Raw genomic sequence first — 18,044 nt, forward strand, 5'->3', positions numbered from 1 at the left:
TCTCCCGTCTACTTGACCAGGAAGCCCCGCAGATCATCCAGCACGCTGTTCGCCGCCGTGACCCCCAGGCCCAGGTACCACGTCTCGTCCTTGACGTCCCGCGCGCGCCCCTCCTTGACCGCCTTCAGGTTCTTCCACAGCGGGTTGTCGCGGGCGACGTCGCGCTTGGTGCGGTCGGGGGCGCCGTAGACGCCGGTGAAGATCCAGTCGGCGTCGGCCTGGTCGATCTTCTCCGGGCCGATCTGTACGGCGAGCTCGTCGACCTGCTGGTTCTTGGGGCGGGGCAGGCCGGCGTCCTTGAGGACGGTGCCGATGAACGACTTCTGCGCGTACAGCCGGGTGAACTGCGGCATGTAGCGGACCATGCTGATGGTCGGCTTCTTCTCGCCGACGTCCTCCCCGAGCTTCCTCGCCTTCGCCTCGTACGCGGCGATGTTGGCCTTCGCCTTCGCCGTCTCGTCGAGGGCGGCCGCGTTGAGGAGGTAGTTCTCCTTCCAGGTGAAGCCGGGACGGACGGAGAAGACGGTCGGCGCGATCTTCGACAGGTCCTTGTAGTGCTTCTCCGCGCGGAGCTTGCTGCCGAGGATCAGGTCGGGGTGGAGGTTGTTGATCGCCTCCAGGTTGAGGCCGTTGATGGTGCCGACGCTCTTGGGGTCGCCCGCGTCCTTCCGCAGGTACTCGGGGATGCCGTCGCCGCCCTCGGCGGGCGCGTAGCCGACGGGTTTGATGCCCAGCGAGACGACGTTGTCGAGCTCGCCGACGTCCAGCACGACGACCCGCTTCGGCTTGGCCTTGAGCTCGGTCTTCCCCAGGGCGTGGGTGACGGTGCGCGGGAACTGCCCGGCGGCGGCGTCCGTGCCCATCTTCCTGGTGAGGTCGGCGGCCTTGCCGAAGTCCTTGCCTCCCTGGGCGACGTCCTTCGACCCGGCGCCGCCATCCTTCCCCTTGTCGTCACCGTCGGATCCGCAGGCTGCCAGCGAGAGCGCGGCGGCGAGGGCGAGGGCTGCGGCGGCCGTACCGCGGCGGCGGAGGGACATGGGGGTACTCCTGGGGGTGTGGGGGTGCCGGAGGGAGCCGGCCTCAGGGCCCCTAAGGGTCCAAGGGCCCACTAAGGGCCTCAGGGTCCCTAAGGGTTAGGGCACCCTTACTTTAGAGCGTCCGGATACCCCGCGCTCAAGGGGGGACGGACCCTTGCAAGAGCAGCTAGATCACCGCAAGCACACCCACCCCACACCCCTCCGGCGAATCGGACAACCTCCACCCTTACGCGTGAAGCCGCCTCACTCGCAGGGTGGGACGCCGGGCGCGAAAACTACGTTCTGTGCCGGAGGTGACGTTTCTCATGACGGTCTGTGCCCCCCAGAGCACTCCGGAGACCACTCCCCGGCGTGCGCCGATGGACTCCCGACGCCCGGCGTTCACCATCGCGGCCGACGGCTCGTACGCCGCGTGGCTCGCGCTCAGCCGGGCCACGGGCGGCTGGTTCCCGGAGCGCTGGACCCTCGACGGCCCCGAGCCCTACGCGGTCCCGCTGCCCGGCACCCAGCCCGAGGAGCCGGACAGCGAGGTGCTGCCGCTCACCGACGGGAGGGTGCTCATCCGGCGCCGGGTGGCCGAGCGGTACACCCTGTCGCTGCTCTACCCCACCGGCCCCGGTACCGGGGAGCTGCCGCTCGGCGCGATCGAGTGCCCCTACCTGTCGCTGCTGCCGCCCGCGCCGGACGGCCTCTCGGCGTACGCACTGGTGCACGGCGAGCGGACGACGACGCTGTGGCGCGTGTACGGCTCGCCCGCCGGCCCCGAGCTGCTCGCCCGGGTGCCCGGCCGCTGCTCCGGCGGCGCCTGGCTCGACCGGCCGGGCCGGCTGCTCGCCCTCGACCGCGAACTGGACGGGCTCACCAAGGCCGTCGTCGTCGACCTCGGGCGCGGCGGTAAGACCACCCCGCTGCTCCAGATCGCCGAGAAGAGCAACGACCGGCTGGTGCTCGCCGACCCCGACAGCGGCCTGCTGCTCGTCCGGTCGGACGCGCCCGGCGAGGAGCGGCTGGGCTGGGGGGTGCTCGGCTCGGCGCGGCCGGTGCGCTTCCCCGAGTGCCTGCGGCAGCCCGGCGCGGCGGTGACGCCGTTCGCCGTGCAGCCGGGGCAGACGCTGACCCCCGAGGTGTGCTCGGTGGCGTTCCGCGTCGACCGCGAGTCGGGCACCTCGGTGGGCATCTGGCGGCCCGCGGAACGGCAGTTGCGCCAGTTCCCCGGCCCGCTCGGCTGGGTGGCCGGCGCCGGGCTGTGGACGGCCCACGGGGAGCTGCGGCTCCCCTACGTGACCCCGCACGTCCCGTGCGGGCTGGCCCGGCTGCGCCTGCCGGACCCCGACGAGGGCGGGCTCGATCCCCTGGGGGAGATGACGGAGAACGGCGGATCCCCGGCCGCCCGTCCGGTGCCGCTCCAGCAGGCGCCGCACGCCCGGGCGCGGGCGCGCTGAGGGCCGCCGGGAGCACCGGGGCGCCGGGCACGGCCGACGGGCCGGCCCGGGAACGGCCGACGCGCACGGACCGGGAAGGGCCGGCGGATACGGCCCGGAAACGGCCGGCGGGCGATCCGCTCATACCGGGCGGCCGGCGGCCGCCCGGGGGGTGGCTCACGCGATCAAGGTCCCGTTAGACTTCGGGGCCGGGGGTTGCGCACGTGGTACCGGCGGAGCACCGCGGTGCGCCGAACGACCGCGCGCGGTACGGGCGTTGACCGTACCCAGGGACGACACCTACGGGTGTCCCCTACAAGGGCGGCGCCCATGGGCGTCGGCCGACGCCGCGGCCCCCGACGCGCAGAGCACGCACCCACATCCCACGGAGTGACTCCCGACATGTCCGAAGCCCGAACCGACACGACCGAGGCGCGCCCCCTGGAGGCGTCCGCCCAGGCCGCAGCCGCCGGCTCCGGCAGGCACCGCGGCCCGGCGTCGTCCGACGACGCCGGCGGTCCCGCCCACGGCAAGCACCGGCGCACCGCCGACGCCGCCTGACGAGCGGGTCCCCAGAGCAGACAGCGTCCCGAGAACGGACAGGGCCCCGGCGGCGGGGCGGGCCACGACCGGCCCGCTCCCCGCCGGGGTCCCACCGTCTCCGGCCCCGGAAGCCCTCACTCACCGGAAGCCCTGACTCACCTGAGGCCCTGACTCACATGAACCCCTGACTCAGACGTGCTCGACGACCGTGTCGGCCAGCACCTCCGCGTCGTCCCGCTCCACGACCGTCACGGACACCTGCACCCGCCCGGGCCCGGGCGTCCCGCGCCACATCCGCACCCGCAGCGTCTCCCCCGGGTAGACGACGCCCGCGAAGCGGGTGGTGTACGAGCGGACGCGCTCGACGCGCCCCTCCAGAACCGTGTCCACGACCGCCTTGAGGGTCATCCCGTAGGTGCAGAGCCCGTGCAGGATCGGCCGGTGGAAGCCGGCGAGCGCGGCGAACTCGGGGTCGGCGTGCAGGGGGTTCCAGTCCCCCGACAGCCGGTAGAGCAGCGCCTGGTCCTCCCGGACGGCCCGCTCCACGGTCGAGTCCGGCGCGCGGTCCGGGAGCCCGAGCCGCGCCGAGTCGCCGCGCTCGCCGCCGAACCCGCCCTCCCCGCGGACGTAGATCCGCGCGTCGCCGCTCCACAGCGGCCCGTCCACGTCGTCGACGTCGGTACGCAGCACGATGACGGCCGCCTTGCCCTTGTCGTACACGGCGGCGACGCGCGAGGTCTGCGTGACGCCGTCCGCGCGGACGGGCAGCGGCCGGTGCAGGGTGACGGTGTGCCCGCCGTGCAGCACGCGGGCGAGGTCGACGTCGACGCCCGGGGTGGAGAGCCCGGCCGCGAGGGCCATCCCGCCGCCCGCCACGGTGGCGAAGGAGGGCAGGACGTGCAGTCCGCTCTCCAGGGTGTAGCGGAGCTCGGCGGGGTCGGTGGCGGGGACGCCCGCGCCGATGCCGAGGTGGTAGAGGATGACGTCCTTGTGGTCCCAGGAGAGGGAGACGGTCCGCGGTTCGGCGGCCGTGGCCTTGGCTGCGTCGATGGGCATGGAGGGGGACTCCTTCGCCGGCACGTGCACTACAGGAACGAGCACTACAGGAACGCGAACATGAACGAGAACGAGAACGCGTTCCACCAACCGGACCCTTATAGTCCCTCCGCACGCGGCAGAGGAAGGTCCCCGAAGCCGCCGAGAGCCGCCGAGAACCGTTGAGAGCCGCCCCCGCCCCGGGACAAATGTCACCGCCTTCCCCAGACATCCGGCATCTGCGCAGGTCACAGGGGCATTGCCTAGGATGCGACGTATGAAGCGCATGGGCGAGGAAATCGAACGGATGAAGGCGCCCGGCAGGCGGGCCTTCATCCCGTGGCTCTTCGCCCTCAGCGGTGACACCGTGCACATGCTCCTCGGCGACATGCCACTGCCCTGGCTCGCCGGACTGGGCGAACTGGCCTTCATCGGCCTGTACGTGACCGCCGTCTTCGCCGCCCTCGACGAGCACCGGCGCTACACCCGCGTCCCCGTACTGGCCCTGATCGGGCTGGCCGCGCTCGCGTTCGCCCTCAACATGGGCTACGGCGCCTACTGGCAGATGTGCTTCCCCCTGCTGTCCGTCGCCACCGGCATGGTGCTGCGCCACCGGCAGCGCCTGATGGCCGCCTCCCTGGCCACACTCGGCACCGCCTGCGGACTGTCCTGGCTCATCCGGCCCGACGACGACAGCGCGGGCAGCGTCCTCGCCGTCAGCTGGGGCACGGCCCTGGGCGGCCTGGTCGCGGCGGCCGTCCTCAACCTCTTCGAGGCCATCGCCGTCCTCCGCGACACCCGCGAGGAACTGGCCCACGCCGCCGTCGAACGCGAGCGGCTGCGCTTCTCCCGCGACCTGCACGACCTGCTCGGGCACACCATGTCCGTGATCGTCGTCAAGGCGGAGGCGGTACGCCGGCTCGGCCCCCGGAACCTGGACGCCGCGCTCGGCCAGGCCGCCGACATCGAGGCGGTCGGCCGGCAGGCGCTCACCGAGATCCGTGAGGCGGTCACCGGCTACCGCGAGGGCAGCCTCACCACCGAGCTGGACAACGCCCGTTCGCTGCTCGACGCGTCCGGCATCACCGCCGAGATCCGCCAGTCGGGACCGCCGCTCCCACCGCAGACCGGGGTGCTGCTGGGGTGGGTGGTACGCGAGGGCGTCACCAACGTCGTCCGGCACAGCGGCGCCTCGCGCTGCGAGATAGAGGTGCGCGGCAAACCCGACCGCGTACACCTGGAGATCATCGACAACGGCACGGGCGTAGGCTCGTCCGAAGCGGCGGGTACGGGTGCGAGCGCGGGCGGCAACGGACTCAAGGGCCTCACCGAGCGGCTGGCCGCCGCCGGCGGCTCCCTGCGCACCGGCCCCGACGGGCGGCGCGGTTTCCGGCTCGTGGCCGAACTGCCGGTGGACGACGAGCCGTACGCCAGGACCGGCGAGAAGGAGCGAGCGGCGTGATCAGGACACTACTGGCCGAGGACCAGGGCATGATGCGGGGCGCTCTCGCGCTGCTGCTCGGCCTGGAGGACGACATCGAGGTCGTCGCCCAGGTCGGCAACGGCGACGAGATCGTGCCCACCGCCCTGGAGGCGCGGCCCGACATCGCCCTCCTCGACATCGAACTCCCCGGCCGCAGCGGCCTCGACGCGGCGGCCGACCTCCGGCAGCGGCTGCCCGAGTGCCGGGTGCTGATACTCACCACCTTCGGGCGGCCCGGCTACCTCCGCCGCGCCATGGAGGCCGGTGCCTCCGGCTTCCTCGTCAAGGACGGCCCCGTCGAGGACCTCGCCGCCGCCATCCGCCGCGCGCTCGCCGGCGAGCGCGTCATCGATCCCGCGCTGGCCGCGGCGGCGTTGAGCGCCGGGCCCAATCCGCTGACGCAGCGGGAGCGGGACGTGCTTTCCGCCGCGGTGGACGGGGCGACCGTGGCGGACATCGCGGCGAAGGTTCATCTGTCGCCCGCGACCGTCCGTAATTACCTGTCGGCGGCGATCGGCAAGACGCAGACGCGGAACCGGATGGAGGCGGTGCGGGCGGCGAGGCAGAACGGGTGGTTGTAGGGTGCGCCCCGGTCCCGCCCTTTCACCGTTTCCTGGGGCTGCGCCCCAGACCCCGCTTGTCGCGGCTCCGCCGCTCGTCCTCAAACACCGGACAGGCTGAAATGCGAGCTGAGCGCCCCACTCAGCCCGTCCGGCGCTTGAGGACAACCGCGCGGAGCGCGGTTTCCGGGGGTCTGGGGGCTTGCCCCCAGGAACCGGCGAAGGGGCGGGACCGGGGCACCGCCCGCCGCAGGCGCCCCCCCCACCCACCGACCACCCGAAGGACGACCGTGCCGCCGAAACCCCAAACCCTGACCGCCTTCGAAGAAGCAAAAGGCTTCATGCCCCTGGACGAGGGCCTCGCCCTCCACCAAGCAGCCGAAGCAGCCGCCGCCCAACTCCCCCACCCCCTCCTCGAAGTAGGCACCTACTGCGGCCGCTCCACCCTCCTCCTCGCCGACGCCGCCCGCGAAGCCGGCACGACGGTGGTGACCGTCGACCACCACCGCGGCAGCGAAGAGCAGCAGCCCGGCTGGGAGTACCACGACACGTCCCTGGTGGACGACGCCCCGGGCGTCGGCCGGATGGACACGCTCCCGACATTCCGGAGGACGCTGTACCGGGCGGGCCTGGAGGACCACGTGGTCGCGATCGTGGGCCGCTCCCCGCAGGTCGCCGCGTTGTGGGGGACGCCGCTGAGCCTGGTGTTCATCGACGGCGGCCATACGGACGAGCACGCGACGGCGGACTACGAGGGCTGGGCGCCGCACCTCGCGCCGGGCGGCCTGCTCGTCGTCCACGACGTCTTCCCGGACCCGGCGGACGGCGGCCAGGCGCCGTACCGCGTGTACCTGAGGGCCCTGGAGTCGGGTGGGTTCACGGAGGTCTCCGTGACGGGGTCGATGCGGGTTCTGCGCCGGACGGGCCCCGCGACCTGACGGGCGGCGCTAGCATCGCCCGAGTGTCCTACGCCAGCTCTCCTCGTCATCCGAGCCGCGACGACCGCCCCGGCGGCACCGGCGGCACCGCCCGTCGCGTCCGTCCGGCCGTCGCGGCCCTGACCGCGCTGCTGCTGGCGGCGGCGGTCGCGGGATGCGACGACGGCGACGGGCCGGCCGACGCCAAGGCGTCCGCGCCGGCCGGTGGTTCCCCGTCCGCGACGGCGGAGCGCACCCCCCCGTCCGTCCCGCCGGCGCCGCGGCCGCCGGCGGCGAAGAGCGCACCGTCGTCCCCGCCCGCCTCCTCAGCACCGGCGAAACCTTCCGCCCCACCCGCCGACGCCGGCACTGGCAACGGGCCGCTCCGCGGGAAGGTCGTGGTCATCGACCCGGGGCACAACATCCACAACCAGCAGCACACCGCGGAGATCGACCGGTCCGTCGACATCGGCACCGGCCGCAAGGAGTGCGACACCACCGGCACCTCCACCAACTCCGGTTATGCGGAGGCGACGTTCAGCCTGGACGTCGCGCACCGCATCCGGTCGATCCTCCGGGAGCAGGGTGCGACGGTCACCCTCACCCACGACGGCGACCGGCCGTTCGGCCCCTGTGTGGACGAACGGGCCGCGATCGGCAACAAGGCGCACGCCGACGCCGCGCTCTCGGTGCACGCGGACGGCGCCGCCCCCGGGCAGCGCGGCGTCCACGTGATCCTGCCCGCCAAGGTCAAGGGCGGCCGGGCGGACACCGCCCCCATCGTCGAACCGTCGAAGGAACTGGGCGAACGCGTCCTCGGCAAGTTCGTCGGGTCCACCGGGAGCATCCCGTCCAACTACGTCGGCCACAACACCGGCCTGGACGTCCGGAGCGACCTCGGCGGCCTCAACCTCTCCACCGTGCCGAAGGTGTTCATCGAGTGCGGCAACATGCGCGATCCGCAGGACGCCGCCCAACTCACGGACGACGGCTGGCGCCAGAAGGCGGCGCAGGGGATCGCGGACGGCATCCGGGACTTCGTCCTGAGCCGGTCGTGAGCCGGTCCTGAGGCGACGTGTTCCGACCCTGCGCCACCGGCTTTAAACGGTTCGTATAACGGCAGGCCACGGGCGTGTCACGAGGGCGAAACGAAGAGACGCCCCGGGCATCGGGGCGGTAGGTTCCCCCGTACGATGGGGGGCCGCGTTCGTCCGCGCCCTCCCGTCTCGCGTCCGGCGACAGCGACGAGACCGACCGATTCTGAAGGCACTGACAAAGGATTTCAGGTGAACTTCCGCTCCCTCACTAGAGGCGACGGCGTGGTGATCGGAGCAGCGGTGTTGCTGTTCATCGCGTCGTTCCTCGACTACTACTCGCTGGACTGCGACGGTCCGTTCTGCGGCAAGGCAGACATCCCGAACCTCTGGTCGAGCAAGGTCTTCCCCGCGCTGCCGTCCATCGTGCTCGCGGGTCTGATCGGTGCGGCTCTGATCGTCGCCTCCCGCTTCCAGCCCCAGGAGCGCAAGGTTCTGGGCCTCTCCCTGGAGCAGTGGGGCTCGGCCCTGGCGGTCTTCGCGGCCTGGACCACGCTGTGGACCATGTTCAACGGTCCTCTGGAGGACACCAACGACAAGATCGGCGTCGGCATCGGCCGCATCCTGGCCCTCATCGCCACCCTGCTGATCGCCGCGGCTGCTCTGCTCATCCAGAAGGTCCCCGCCCTCAAGGCCCCCCTCCTCGGCGCCCCCACCCCCCAGGTGCAGTCCCCCTACGGGACCGGCGCGCACCCCGGCTACGGCTACCCGGGTCCGGGCGGCCAGGCCGGCGGTTCCTTCGGCGGGCAGCCCTACGGCGCACCGCAGCAGCAGGCGGACCAGACCGGCCCGCAGCACCAGGCGGCCCCGCAGCCGGCCGGCGGTACGGGCGGGGGCGTCCCGGCGGCCGGTGCACAGGCTCCGGCGGCGGGCGGCTCGGACTTCGCGCCGTTCTGGTTCGCGGTGCCGGTCGGGCGTCCGCTGTTCCCGGAGGACGGCGGCCAGACGCCGGTGGCCGAGCTGACGCCGGGCACCTGGTACCTGGCGGTGGACCAGCGCGGTCAGGCGCTCGTCGCCCAGACCCAGGACGGCCGCCGCGGCGTCCTCCAGGACACCTCGGGCATCCAGCGCGGCTGACGCGCCCGCCACTGACGAGAACGAAGGCCCGCCGGGCTCCTTGGGTTCAAGGGGTCGCCGGCGGGCCTTCGCCGTTCCCTGGGGGACGGCCGCCGTCAGCGGTGGCTGGGCTTGGCGGCCTTGAAGAGCCAGGTGTCGAAGAGGCCGCCGAGGTCCTTCCCCGCCTTCTTCTCGCACAGCCGGATGAAGTCGTCGGTGCCGGCGTTGCCGTACCGGTGGTCGCGCGCCCAGGTGCGGAGGATGTCGAAGAAGACGTCGTCCCCGACGGCCTCGCGCAGCTTGTGGAGGACCATCGCGCCCCGGTCGTAGACCGGCCGGTCGGAGATCGTCTCGGCGGTCGGGTAGGCGGGCGGGAAGGACCAGATGGTCTCGCCGTCCTTGCTCCGGCTCTCCTCGTCCTTGCCGTCGTAGTAGTCGTCGAAGATCTGCCGCTCGGTGCGCTTCTTCTGCTCCCGCGCCTCCCACATCCACTCGGCGTACTGGGCGAAGCCCTCGTTGAGCCACATGTCACGCCAGGTGCGCGGGGTGACGGAGTTGCCGAACCACTGGTGGGCCAGCTCGTGCACGATGATCTCGTCCCGCGGGGGCTCCGGGTAGTACGGCTTGGTCTGGGTCTCCAGCGCGTAGCCGACGTACCGGTTCGGGTCGACGACCGCGCCGGACGACGCGAAGGGGTATGGGCCGAACAGCTTCTCCTCCCACGCCAGCACCTTGGGCACCATCTCCTTCATGTGCCGCCCGGCCGCCTCCGCCTTCGCCCCCGCCGCGTGGGCGACGTACACCGGCACCTCGCGCGCCGCGGCCGTGGTCTTCAGGACCGTGAACTCGCCGATGGCGACGCTCGTCACGTAGCTCGCCATCGGCTCGCCGCTGTGCCAGCGGAAGACGGTCCAGTCGTCGCCGTCCTCGTCCTCCACCGTCTCCGTGCCCTTCGGCTCGCCGTTGGCGACGGCGGTGAAGCCCTTGGGGACGGTGACGGTGAAGTCGTACGTCGCTTTGTCGGACGGGTGGTGGTTGCCCGGGAACCAGGCCATCGAGCCCACGGGCTCGCCGAGTCCGACCGCCCCGTGGTCCGTCTCGATCCAGCCTTCCTTGTCGCCGTCCGGGTCCCGGATCGTCTTCGGCCGCCCCTCGTAGGCGATCTCGGCGCGGAACTCCCGGCCCTTGGCGAGCGGGCGCGCGGGTTCGATCCGGAGCTTGGTGCCGGAGCGCGAGGTCTTCGCCGGCTTCCCGTCGACCTTGGCGGACGTCACCTTCAGGCCCGACAGGTCGAGGGTGAAGGCGGCCAGGTCCTTCGTCGCCCGGGCGGTGAGGACGGCGGTGGCGTCGAGGTCGTTGCCTTCGGGCTCGTAGTCGAGGGTCAGACCGTAGTGGCGCACGTCGTAGCCGCCGTTGCCGAGGGTGGGGAAGACCGGGTCGCCGACGCCCGTCCCGCCCTCCTCCGGGCCGCCGTCCCCGTCCCCGCCGCCTCCGCCGCCGCAGGCCGCGACCAGCGCGAGGGCGAGGGCGGCGGGCAGGAGCCGGTACGGCGCCGAGCGGCGGGCGGGGCGGGAGGCTGCTTCCGTCGTCCGGTTCATGGGCCCCATGCTGCCACCGGCCCGTCGTCCGCTCGGAGACCGCACCCGCCGGGACCGGGCTCGCTGGGGCGGGTGGCTTTCGGTCAGCCCTTCTGCAGCTCTCCCGCCGACGGCACCTTGTCGGTGACGGGGGCTCCGGCGCTCTTGCCCGCGTCCTTGACCTTGTTGATGACGCTGTCGACGGAGTTCACGTCGCTGTCCGTCGCCTCGCCCTTGCGGAGCTTGCCGCCGAGGCCCTTGAGGGAGTCGATGCCGGCGTTGACGGGGGCCAGGGCCTTCGCGAGCGTGGGGTCGCCCTGGGCGTTGCGGGTGGCGGCCTTGAGCCGGTTGTAGGTGAACGCCCCGGCGAGGCCCGCCTTGACGAGGGCGCCCGTCCGGCCGTCCGCGCCCTTCTTGAACGCGCCGTTGCGGTACGGCTTGACGATCCACTGGTAGGAGGCACCGGCCGCGAGCCCGGCGTTGGTGACGAACCGGGTCTTGGCGAACTTCTGCTTCTCGATCGAGCTCGTCGGGCTCGCCTCGCCGGTGGACTTCTCCTTCTTGTCGCCGCCGCCGCAGGCCGAACCGGCCAGCAGCAGGCCGCACACCAGCGGCAGGACGACAACGGTGCGGCGGGCACGGGCACGGTCGGACACGCTTGCCTCCGGGGCCGGCGGGCACGGTACGGGACCAGCGTGGCCCGCCCGGCGGCGCGGCGCATCCGGACCGTACCGTTCGGGCTACCGGGGGCGGACGTACACGTCGGAATCGGGCCAGATGCGGGCGGGGGCGGGTCTCGGTCCTTCACCCGCCCCCCACCCGTCCCTGTCCCGTCCGGTCAGCCGCAGCAGTCCGGTTCGAGCCCGCGGGGCAGCCGTTCGCCGCCGAACACCGCCGTCGTCGCCTCGTCGCCGCCCAGCGCGGCCACCGCGAGCAGCAGCGAACCGGCCGTCCAGGTGGTGAGCTCCTCGGGCCACACGGCGTCGTCCTCGAAGACGTATCCGGTCCAGTACATGCCGTTGTCGGCGCGCAGGTGCTGGATCCAGCGGAGGATCTCGACGGCCCGGTCCGACTCCCCCATCACCCAGAGGGCGAGGGCGAGTTCGCAGCTCTCGCCGCCGGTCACCCAGGGGTTGGGCAGGACGCAGCGCACGCCGAGGCCGGGGACGACGAAGCGGTCCCAGCCCTCGGCGACGCGTGCCGCGGCCTCCGGGCCGGTGACGGCGCCGCCGAGGATCGGGTAGTACCAGTCCATGGAGTAACGGCTTTTGTCCAGAAACCGCTCCGGGTGCCGGCGGATCGCGTGCGCCAGCAGTCCGGTGGCCAACTCCCAGTCCGGCTGCGGCTCCTCGCGGTGCTCGGCGATGGCGAGGGCGCAGCGCAGCGCCTGGTGGATGGAGGACGAGCCGGTGAGCAGGGCGTCGGTGACGTCCTCGCCGCCGGTCCCGTCGGCTCCTTCGCCGGCGGACGCCTCCCGCTTCCAGCCGATCTGGCCGCCCGGCTGCTGGAGCGCGAGGACGAACTCGACGGCGGCGAAGACGGTCGGCCACATGCGGTCGAGGAACGCGTCGTCGCCGGTGGAGAGGTAGTGGTGCCAGACGCCGACGGCGACGTAGGCGACGAAGTTGGTCTCGCGGGCGCGGTCGGTGGGCTGCCGGTGGTCGCCGTCGGCGTACGCGGCGTACCAGGAGCCGTCGGGGTTCTGGTGCTCGGCGAGCCAGCGGTAGGCGGCCTCGGCGCGGCCGTGCTCGCCCGCGGTGTCCAGGGCCATGGCGGCCTCGACGTGGTCCCACGGGTCGAGGTGGTGGCCGCGGAACCAGGGGATGGCGCCGTCCTCGCGCTGCCCGGCGACGATGCCGGCGACGGTCGCGCCGAGCTGCTCGGCGGTCAGGACGCCGGGCAGGACGAGGCGTTCGATGCGGCCGGGACGACGGCTGTGGGTGGTCACGCGCGGCCCTCCGCGGACGGGGTGGCGGTGGACGCGGTCTCGGCGGTGGACGCGGTCTCGGTGACGGACGGAGCCTCGCTGCCGGACACGGCGTCGGCCGGGAGGTGGGGCTTGGTGGCGTAGGCGACGAAGCTCTTGCCGATGACCGGGTTGAGGACCTGCTCGGCGATCCGGGTGGCCGCGGGCTTCTTCATGATGTCCCAGACCAGCAGCTTGTGGTACGCGCGGACGGGCAGCGCCTTGTCGTTGTCCACACCGAACGCGCACTTGAGCCACCAGTAGGGGCTGTGCAGGCCGTGCGCGTGGTGGGTGCCGTACGGCTTCAGCCCGGCCTCCTCCATCTTGCGCAGCAGTTCGTCCGCCTTGTAGATGCGGATGTGGCCGCCCTCGACCTCGTGGTAGGCGTCGCTGAGCGCCCAGCACACCTTCTCGGGGCCGTAGCGCGGCACGGTCACGGCGATCCGGCCGCCCGGCTTCAGGACGCGGACCATCTCGGCGAGCACGCCCTTGTCGTCGGGGATGTGCTCCATGACCTCGGAGATGATGACGACGTCGAAGCTGTCGTCGGGGAAGGGCAGGGCCAGCGCGTCGCCCTCCATGGCGGTGGCGGTGGCGCCCTCCGGGGCCTCGCCGGCCTCCTTCATGGCGGCGAACCACTTGGCGACCTCGCGGATCTCGTCCGCGTTGCGGTCGAGGGCGACCACCCGGGCGCCGCGCCGGTAGCACTCGAAGGCGTGCCGGCCCGCACCGCAGCCCAGGTCGAGGACGCGGTCGCCGGCGGCGAGCGGGAAGCGGGAGAAATCGACGGTCAGCACGGAGTTCTGCTTTCGTCCGACGGGGCAGGTCAGTGACGGTCGGCGCCCGGAACCGTTCGGTCCCCGGGGGCCGTTCGAACCCTAGGGGTCAGGCATCCCCCAGGGGACGGGCACCCCCCTAAGGGACAGGCAGCCCTTAGGGGTCAGGCGCCCCTTAGGGGGTCAGGCATCCCCTAAGGGTGGTCCGACCCCTAAGGGGCGACGCACCCCCTAAGGGCCGATGCGTCCCCTAAGGGTCGGACACCCCGTAAGGGACCACTTCTCCCCCTACGGGAGCCCTCGGGAGCCCTCGGGAACCCTCTCTCAGGAGCCCCCCCCCCCACGGAAGCTCTCGCCCCTACGGGCGGGCGCGGGGCGTGCGGACGGGCAGCGGGCCGGCGCCGCTCCGGGCCCGGGCTCTCGCCCGGGCGGCCCGCTCGATCGAGATCCGGTAGCGCTCGGCCGTCCCGATGGCCGCCTGCCGCCAGGTGAAGCGGGACAGCACCCGCTCCCGGCCGGCGGCGCCGAGGCGGCGGCGCAGCTCCCCGTCGCCGAGGAGCCGCTTCAGCGCACCGGCCAGGGCGTCGGCGTCCCCCGGCGGCACGGCGAGGCAGGTCTCGCCGTCGGGGCCCGCGACCTCGGGGATCGCCCCGCCGGTGGTGGCCACCAGCGGCGTCCCGGTGGCCATGGCCTCGGCGGCGGGCAGCGAGAACCCCTCGTACAGCGACGGCACACAGGCCACCTGGGCCCCGCGCACCAGGTCCACCAGCTCGGCGTCGCTGATGCCCTTGACGAACTCCACGGCGCCTTCCAGCCCGTAGGTCTCGATGGCGCGCGCCACCGGCCCGTCGTCGGCGCGCCGGCCGACCACGACGAGGTGCGCGTCGGGGTTCTCCGTCCGGACCTTCGCCAGCGCCTCGACGAGGTACACCAGGCCCTTGAGCGGGACGTCGGCGCTGGACGTGGTGACGATCCGGCCCGGGACCACGGCGACCGACGGGTCGGGCGAGAAGAGGTCGGTGTCGGCGCCTATCGGCACCACGTGGACGCGCTCCGGGCGCACCCCGAGGTGGTCGACGATCTCCTGCCGGGAGGAGCCGGAGACGGTGACGATCGACGGCAGACAGCGGGCCACCCGCTCCTGCATTCGGGTGAAGCCGTACCAGCGGCGGACGGAGAGCCGGCGCTTCCAGTCCTCCCCCGCGGCGTCCAGCTCCAGCCGCCGGTCGACGGTGACCGGGTGGTGGACGGTGGTGACCAGCGGGGCGCCGAGGTCGGCGAGGAGGCCGTAGCCGAGCGTCTGGTTGTCGTGGACGACGTCGAAGTCGCCACGGCGGGCCACCAGATGGCGCCGGGCGCGCAGCGAGAAGGTCAGCGGCTCGGGGAAGCCGCCGGTCCACATGGTGCCGACCTCCAGCGCGTCGACCCAGTCGCGGTACTCGTCGCGCTTCGGGGTGCGGAAGGGGTCGGGCTGCCGGTAGAGGTCCAGGCTGGGGAGCTCGGTGAGGGTGACGCCCTCGTCCAGGACGGGGTACGGCTGGGCGCCGATCACCTCGACGGAGTGGCCGAGCCGGGCCAGTTCGCGGGAGAGGTGGCGGACGTAGACGCCCTGGCCGCCGCAGAACGGGTTGCCCTTGTACGACAGCAGCGCGATGCGCAGCGACGCGTCGTCCCCGGCCGGGGACACCGCGGGGAGCGGACCTGACCCGACTGCCTGGGCGGTCTCAGCGGTCACTCGCGGCCCCCATTCTTCCTGCGGTTCAGCGGGAGCGTAACCGCTCCCGATTCTCTAGAACAAGTTTCACTATCGGAACCGGCTCGGAAACCGGCGGAAAGCCCGACAAGTCCCGAACGTACCGGAGGCCCCGGCGGGCGGCGATCGGGAGACGTCGCACCGCGGCGCCGGACGCTGGGGCGCGGGCCACCCGGCCCGCTAATGTGGAACACGTTCCAGTGATTCGCGTCACTGAGCCGCGCCCTGCCATCATGCTGGCGACCGCCCCCTGCAGAGGAACGCACCGACGTGGGACAGAAGACCGCAGACCCGAGAGCCGCCTCCGCCCCGGCCGCCCCGCTGACCCAGCGTCAGGAGGCGCGGCGGCTCGGCATCCTCGCCGCCACCACCCGGCTGGCGAGCCGCGGCGGCTTCGACGCGGTGCAGATGCGCGCGGTGGCCGAGTCGTCGAACGTCGCCCTGGGCACGCTCTACCGCTACTTCCCGTCCAAGATCCATCTGCTGGTCGCCACCATGCAGGACCAGTTGGAGCAGCTCCACGAGACGCTGCGCAAACGGCCGCCGACGGAGGCCGACCCGGCCGCCCGCGTCGCCGGGACGCTGATGCGCGCCTTCCGCGCGATGCAGCGCGAGCCGCACCTCGCCGACGCCATGGTCCGCGCCCTGACCTTCGCCGACCGCTCGGTCAGCGCCGAGGTGGACGCGGTCTCCCGGCTGACCACGGCGATCATCGTGGACGCGATGGGGCTGCCGGTGCCGCCCGGTCCGGAGCAGCTGTCGGTGGTCCGGGTGATCGAGCACACCTGGCACTCGGCGCTGATCACCTGGCTGTCGGGGCGGGCGTCCATCGCCCAGGTGAAGATCGACATCGAGACGGTGTGCGGCCTGATCGGCCGCCGCTGAGGAGCAGGAGCGGCGGAGCGGGAGCGGCGGAGCGGGAGCGGCGGAGCGGGAGCGGCGGAGCGGGAGCGGCTGAGCGGGATCGGCGGAGCGGGAGCGGCTGAGCGGGATCGGCGGAGCGGGAGCGGCGGAGCGGGAGCGGCGGGGCCGCCGCTGAGTGGGAGCGGCCGAGCCGCGGCGGGGCGGAGCCGCGGCGGGGCGGGGAGCGACAACGGGCGCCATGGCGCGCGCCCGCGGCAGCACCGGCGCCCACCCCCTCCAGCCCGCCGGGCACAAGCCGCCCGCTCAAGGCCCCCCGGTTAAAGTGGGCACAAATCGACAGAGCGCTCACGCCGCCGCCGCGACCCCGAGAGGTACCCCACCCCCATGGCTCCCTCCCTCGCCGTCCTCGCCACCCGTACCGGTAAGGGTGTCGTGGCCCTGGCCGGCGCGGCCGTCCTGAGCACCGCCGCCGTCCCGGCCGCCCTCGCCGACCCGTCCCCGGCCGCCTCCTCGCCGTCGAGCGCCGCGCCCGGCCTCTACGGCAGCGGGGACCCGAAGTTCGACGGCGTCTTCCGGCAGTCGCTGGCGTTCCTCGCCCAGCACGCCACCGGCGTCACCCCGGCCAAGCCGGCGATCGACTGGCTGGCCGGGCAGCAGTGCGCGGACGGCGGGTTCCCGGGCTTCCGGGCCGACACCGGGAAGCCGTGCGACGCGGCCAAGGACGAGTTCCCCGACCAGACCGCCGCCGCCGTGCAGGCGCTCGCGGCGGTCGGCGGGCGCGGCGCGCAGGTCGAGAAGGGTCTCGCCTGGCTGAAGGGCCACCAGAACGCGGACGGCGGCTGGGGCATGAACCCCGGCGCCGAGAGCAACGCCAACTCCACGGCCGCCGCCGTCGGCGCGTTCGCCGCGGCCGGCCAGGACCCGGCGAAGGTCCGCTCGAAGGACGGCAAGAGCCCGTACGACGCGCTCCTCACCTTCCAGGTGGGCTGCGACGCGCCGGAGGGCGACCGCGGCGCGTTCGCGTGGGCGCCGCAGAAGGGCAAGCTCACCGCCGACAACTTCGCGTCCGCCGCGGCCACCACGGCCGCCCTCGGCAAGGGCTACCTCGTCGAGCCGGCCGGCAAGGAGGACAAGCCCGTCCAGCCGCTCGCCTGCGCCAATGACGAGAAGGCCAAGCCCAAGGACGCGCCCGCCGCGGCCGCGGCCTCCGCCGCGTACCTGGCGAAGAAGCTCGACGCCGGGCGCGGCCACCTGGAGGCGTCCATGCCCGGTGCCCCCAAGGGCCCCGACTACGGCACCACCGCCGACGCGGTCACCGCGCTCGCCGCGGGCGGCCACCGCGAGGCGGCCGGCAAGGCGCTGGACTGGCTGAAGTCCGCCGACAGCAAGACCCTGGCCTGGGCCGAGGGCGACAACCGCAAGGGCGACCCCGGCCGGCTGGCCAAGCTGGTCCTCGCGGCCCGCGCGGCGGGCGCCGACCCGCGCGACTTCGGCGGCACCGACCTGGTGCAGAAGCTGAACGCGACCGGCCCCGCCCCCGAGTCCGCCGCGTCCGACGAGAAGAAGGACGACGAGAAGGACGCGTCGTCCTCCGGCACCTGGTGGTTCGTGGCCGTCGCCTTCGTCGCCGCCGTCGGCGTGGGCTTCCTCTTCAGCAACCGCCGGAAGAAGCAGCGGTGACCGCTGAGTCCTCCGTCCGGGCGACCGGCGCCCTGCTGTTCGCCGCCCTGCTGGCGGTGCTCGCCGCGCTGACGGCCGCCGCGCCCGCGCACGCCGCCGGCTACCGGTACTGGTCGTTCTGGCAGTCCGACGCGAAGAACGCGGGCAAGGGCTGGACGTACGCCACCCAGGGCCCGTCCCAGGCCCGGCCCGCCGACGGGGACGCCGTCGGCTTCCGCTTCGCCGTCAGCGCGGACTCCTCCGACGCCGCGAAGCCGCGCACCGCGCCGGACTTCGCCGCCG

General features: G+C 73.3%; 17 protein-coding genes. 10 read left to right on the forward strand and 7 right to left on the reverse strand.

From position 1 onward, the window contains the following. Positions 1-8: 8 nt before the first annotated feature. The gene (locus tag JNW98_RS06425) at positions 9-1,037 is read right to left on the reverse strand and encodes an ABC transporter substrate-binding protein (RefSeq protein WP_223767099.1); all 1,029 of its coding nucleotides are present in this window, start codon (positions 1,035-1,037) and stop codon (positions 9-11) included. 359 nt (positions 1,038-1,396) lie between these two features. Here JNW98_RS06425 and JNW98_RS06430 point away from each other — a divergent pair, with 359 nt between their 5' ends. Both JNW98_RS06430 and JNW98_RS06435 read left to right on the forward strand, forming a co-directional pair. Next, positions 1,397-2,479 carry a hypothetical protein gene (locus JNW98_RS06430; protein WP_223767100.1) on the forward strand — a complete coding sequence of 361 codons (1,083 nt, stop codon included), beginning with the start codon at positions 1,397-1,399 and terminating at the stop codon, positions 2,477-2,479. Between the two features lie 381 nt (positions 2,480-2,860). Next, entirely contained in the window at positions 2,861-3,019 is a 159-nt protein-coding gene (locus JNW98_RS06435; RefSeq protein WP_223767101.1) for a hypothetical protein, read from the forward strand. A 171-nt stretch (positions 3,020-3,190) separates the two neighbouring features. On the opposite strand, the gene JNW98_RS06440 is transcribed toward JNW98_RS06435, so the two are convergent. After that, positions 3,191-4,057 carry a MaoC/PaaZ C-terminal domain-containing protein gene (locus JNW98_RS06440; RefSeq protein WP_223767102.1) on the reverse strand — a complete coding sequence of 289 codons (867 nt, stop codon included), beginning with the start codon at positions 4,055-4,057 and terminating at the stop codon, positions 3,191-3,193. A gap of 256 nt (positions 4,058-4,313) precedes the next feature. Between JNW98_RS06440 and JNW98_RS06445 the strand changes: the two genes are divergently transcribed. From JNW98_RS06445 to JNW98_RS06465, 5 genes are all read left to right on the forward strand, one after another. Next, the gene (locus tag JNW98_RS06445) at positions 4,314-5,498 is read left to right on the forward strand and encodes a sensor histidine kinase (RefSeq protein WP_223767103.1); all 1,185 of its coding nucleotides are present in this window, start codon (positions 4,314-4,316) and stop codon (positions 5,496-5,498) included. Continuing rightward, entirely contained in the window at positions 5,495-6,100 is a 606-nt protein-coding gene (locus JNW98_RS06450; protein ID WP_223767104.1) for a response regulator transcription factor, read from the forward strand. The genes JNW98_RS06445 and JNW98_RS06450 overlap by 4 nt, the downstream gene beginning before the upstream one ends. Positions 6,101-6,420: 320 nt before the next feature. Further along, positions 6,421-7,017, forward strand: coding sequence for a class I SAM-dependent methyltransferase (locus JNW98_RS06455; RefSeq protein WP_223767105.1), 597 nt, complete (start codon positions 6,421-6,423; stop codon positions 7,015-7,017). 23 nt (positions 7,018-7,040) lie between these two features. Next, entirely contained in the window at positions 7,041-8,054 is a 1,014-nt protein-coding gene (locus JNW98_RS06460) for an N-acetylmuramoyl-L-alanine amidase (protein ID WP_223767106.1), read from the forward strand. A 228-nt stretch (positions 8,055-8,282) separates the two neighbouring features. After that, positions 8,283-9,167: a DUF5336 domain-containing protein gene (locus tag JNW98_RS06465; protein ID WP_223767107.1), complete on the forward strand. Its 885-nt coding sequence runs from the start codon at positions 8,283-8,285 to the stop codon at positions 9,165-9,167. A 95-nt stretch (positions 9,168-9,262) separates the two neighbouring features. Here the strand turns inward: JNW98_RS06465 and JNW98_RS06470 are convergent, their stop codons facing one another. The 5 genes from JNW98_RS06470 to JNW98_RS06490 form a co-directional block, all read right to left on the reverse strand. Continuing rightward, positions 9,263-10,744 (reverse strand): M1 family metallopeptidase, encoded by a 1,482-nt coding sequence (locus tag JNW98_RS06470; RefSeq protein ID WP_223767108.1) that lies wholly within the window; start codon positions 10,742-10,744, stop codon positions 9,263-9,265. 83 nt (positions 10,745-10,827) lie between these two features. Next, positions 10,828-11,379: a hypothetical protein gene (locus tag JNW98_RS06475; protein WP_223767109.1), complete on the reverse strand. Its 552-nt coding sequence runs from the start codon at positions 11,377-11,379 to the stop codon at positions 10,828-10,830. Positions 11,380-11,561: 182 nt separating this feature from the next. Then, positions 11,562-12,671 (reverse strand): prenyltransferase/squalene oxidase repeat-containing protein, encoded by a 1,110-nt coding sequence (locus JNW98_RS06480; RefSeq protein WP_223767110.1) that lies wholly within the window; start codon positions 12,669-12,671, stop codon positions 11,562-11,564. After that, complete coding sequence (locus JNW98_RS06485; protein ID WP_223767111.1) at positions 12,668-13,486, reverse strand: class I SAM-dependent methyltransferase; 819 nt, start codon at positions 13,484-13,486, stop codon at positions 12,668-12,670. The genes JNW98_RS06480 and JNW98_RS06485 overlap by 4 nt, the downstream gene beginning before the upstream one ends. Positions 13,487-13,823: 337 nt before the next feature. Next, a complete protein-coding gene (locus JNW98_RS06490) occupies positions 13,824-15,200 on the reverse strand; it encodes a glycosyltransferase family 4 protein (protein WP_372459179.1) in 1,377 nt (458 codons plus the stop codon). A 288-nt stretch (positions 15,201-15,488) separates the two neighbouring features. On the opposite strand from JNW98_RS06490, the gene JNW98_RS06495 reads away from it, so the two are divergent. From JNW98_RS06495 to JNW98_RS06505, 3 genes are all read left to right on the forward strand, one after another. Next, positions 15,489-16,103 carry a TetR family transcriptional regulator gene (locus tag JNW98_RS06495; protein WP_223767113.1) on the forward strand — a complete coding sequence of 205 codons (615 nt, stop codon included), beginning with the start codon at positions 15,489-15,491 and terminating at the stop codon, positions 16,101-16,103. Between the two features lie 363 nt (positions 16,104-16,466). Then, entirely contained in the window at positions 16,467-17,762 is a 1,296-nt protein-coding gene (locus JNW98_RS06500) for an SCO2321 family membrane protein (RefSeq protein ID WP_223767114.1), read from the forward strand. Next, positions 17,759-18,044 (forward strand): SCO2322-related protein (locus tag JNW98_RS06505; RefSeq protein ID WP_504754420.1); only part of this gene is annotated, 286 nt, incomplete at its 3' end. The genes JNW98_RS06500 and JNW98_RS06505, both read left to right, overlap by 4 nt.

The organism is Streptomyces huiliensis, assembly GCF_020037025.1.
GTDB classification, from domain to species: Bacteria; Actinomycetota; Actinomycetes; order Streptomycetales; family Streptomycetaceae; genus Streptomyces; species Streptomyces huiliensis.

Excerpts from the sequence above, each read along its gene's own strand:
- JNW98_RS06425 (WP_223767099.1), bottom strand. The coding sequence starts at position 1,037 with ATGTCCCTCCGCCGCCGCGGTACGGCCGCCGCAGCCCTCGCCCTCGCC.
- JNW98_RS06430 (WP_223767100.1), top strand. The coding sequence starts at position 1,397 with ATGGACTCCCGACGCCCGGCGTTCACCATCGCGGCCGACGGCTCGTAC.
- JNW98_RS06435 (WP_223767101.1), top strand. The coding sequence starts at position 2,861 with ATGTCCGAAGCCCGAACCGACACGACCGAGGCGCGCCCCCTGGAGGCG.
- JNW98_RS06440 (WP_223767102.1), bottom strand. The coding sequence starts at position 4,057 with ATGCCCATCGACGCAGCCAAGGCCACGGCCGCCGAACCGCGGACCGTC.
- JNW98_RS06445 (WP_223767103.1), top strand. The coding sequence starts at position 4,314 with ATGAAGCGCATGGGCGAGGAAATCGAACGGATGAAGGCGCCCGGCAGG.
- JNW98_RS06455 (WP_223767105.1), top strand. The coding sequence starts at position 6,421 with ATGCCCCTGGACGAGGGCCTCGCCCTCCACCAAGCAGCCGAAGCAGCC.
- JNW98_RS06470 (WP_223767108.1), bottom strand. The coding sequence starts at position 10,744 with ATGAACCGGACGACGGAAGCAGCCTCCCGCCCCGCCCGCCGCTCGGCG.
- JNW98_RS06500 (WP_223767114.1), top strand. The coding sequence starts at position 16,467 with ATGGCTCCCTCCCTCGCCGTCCTCGCCACCCGTACCGGTAAGGGTGTC.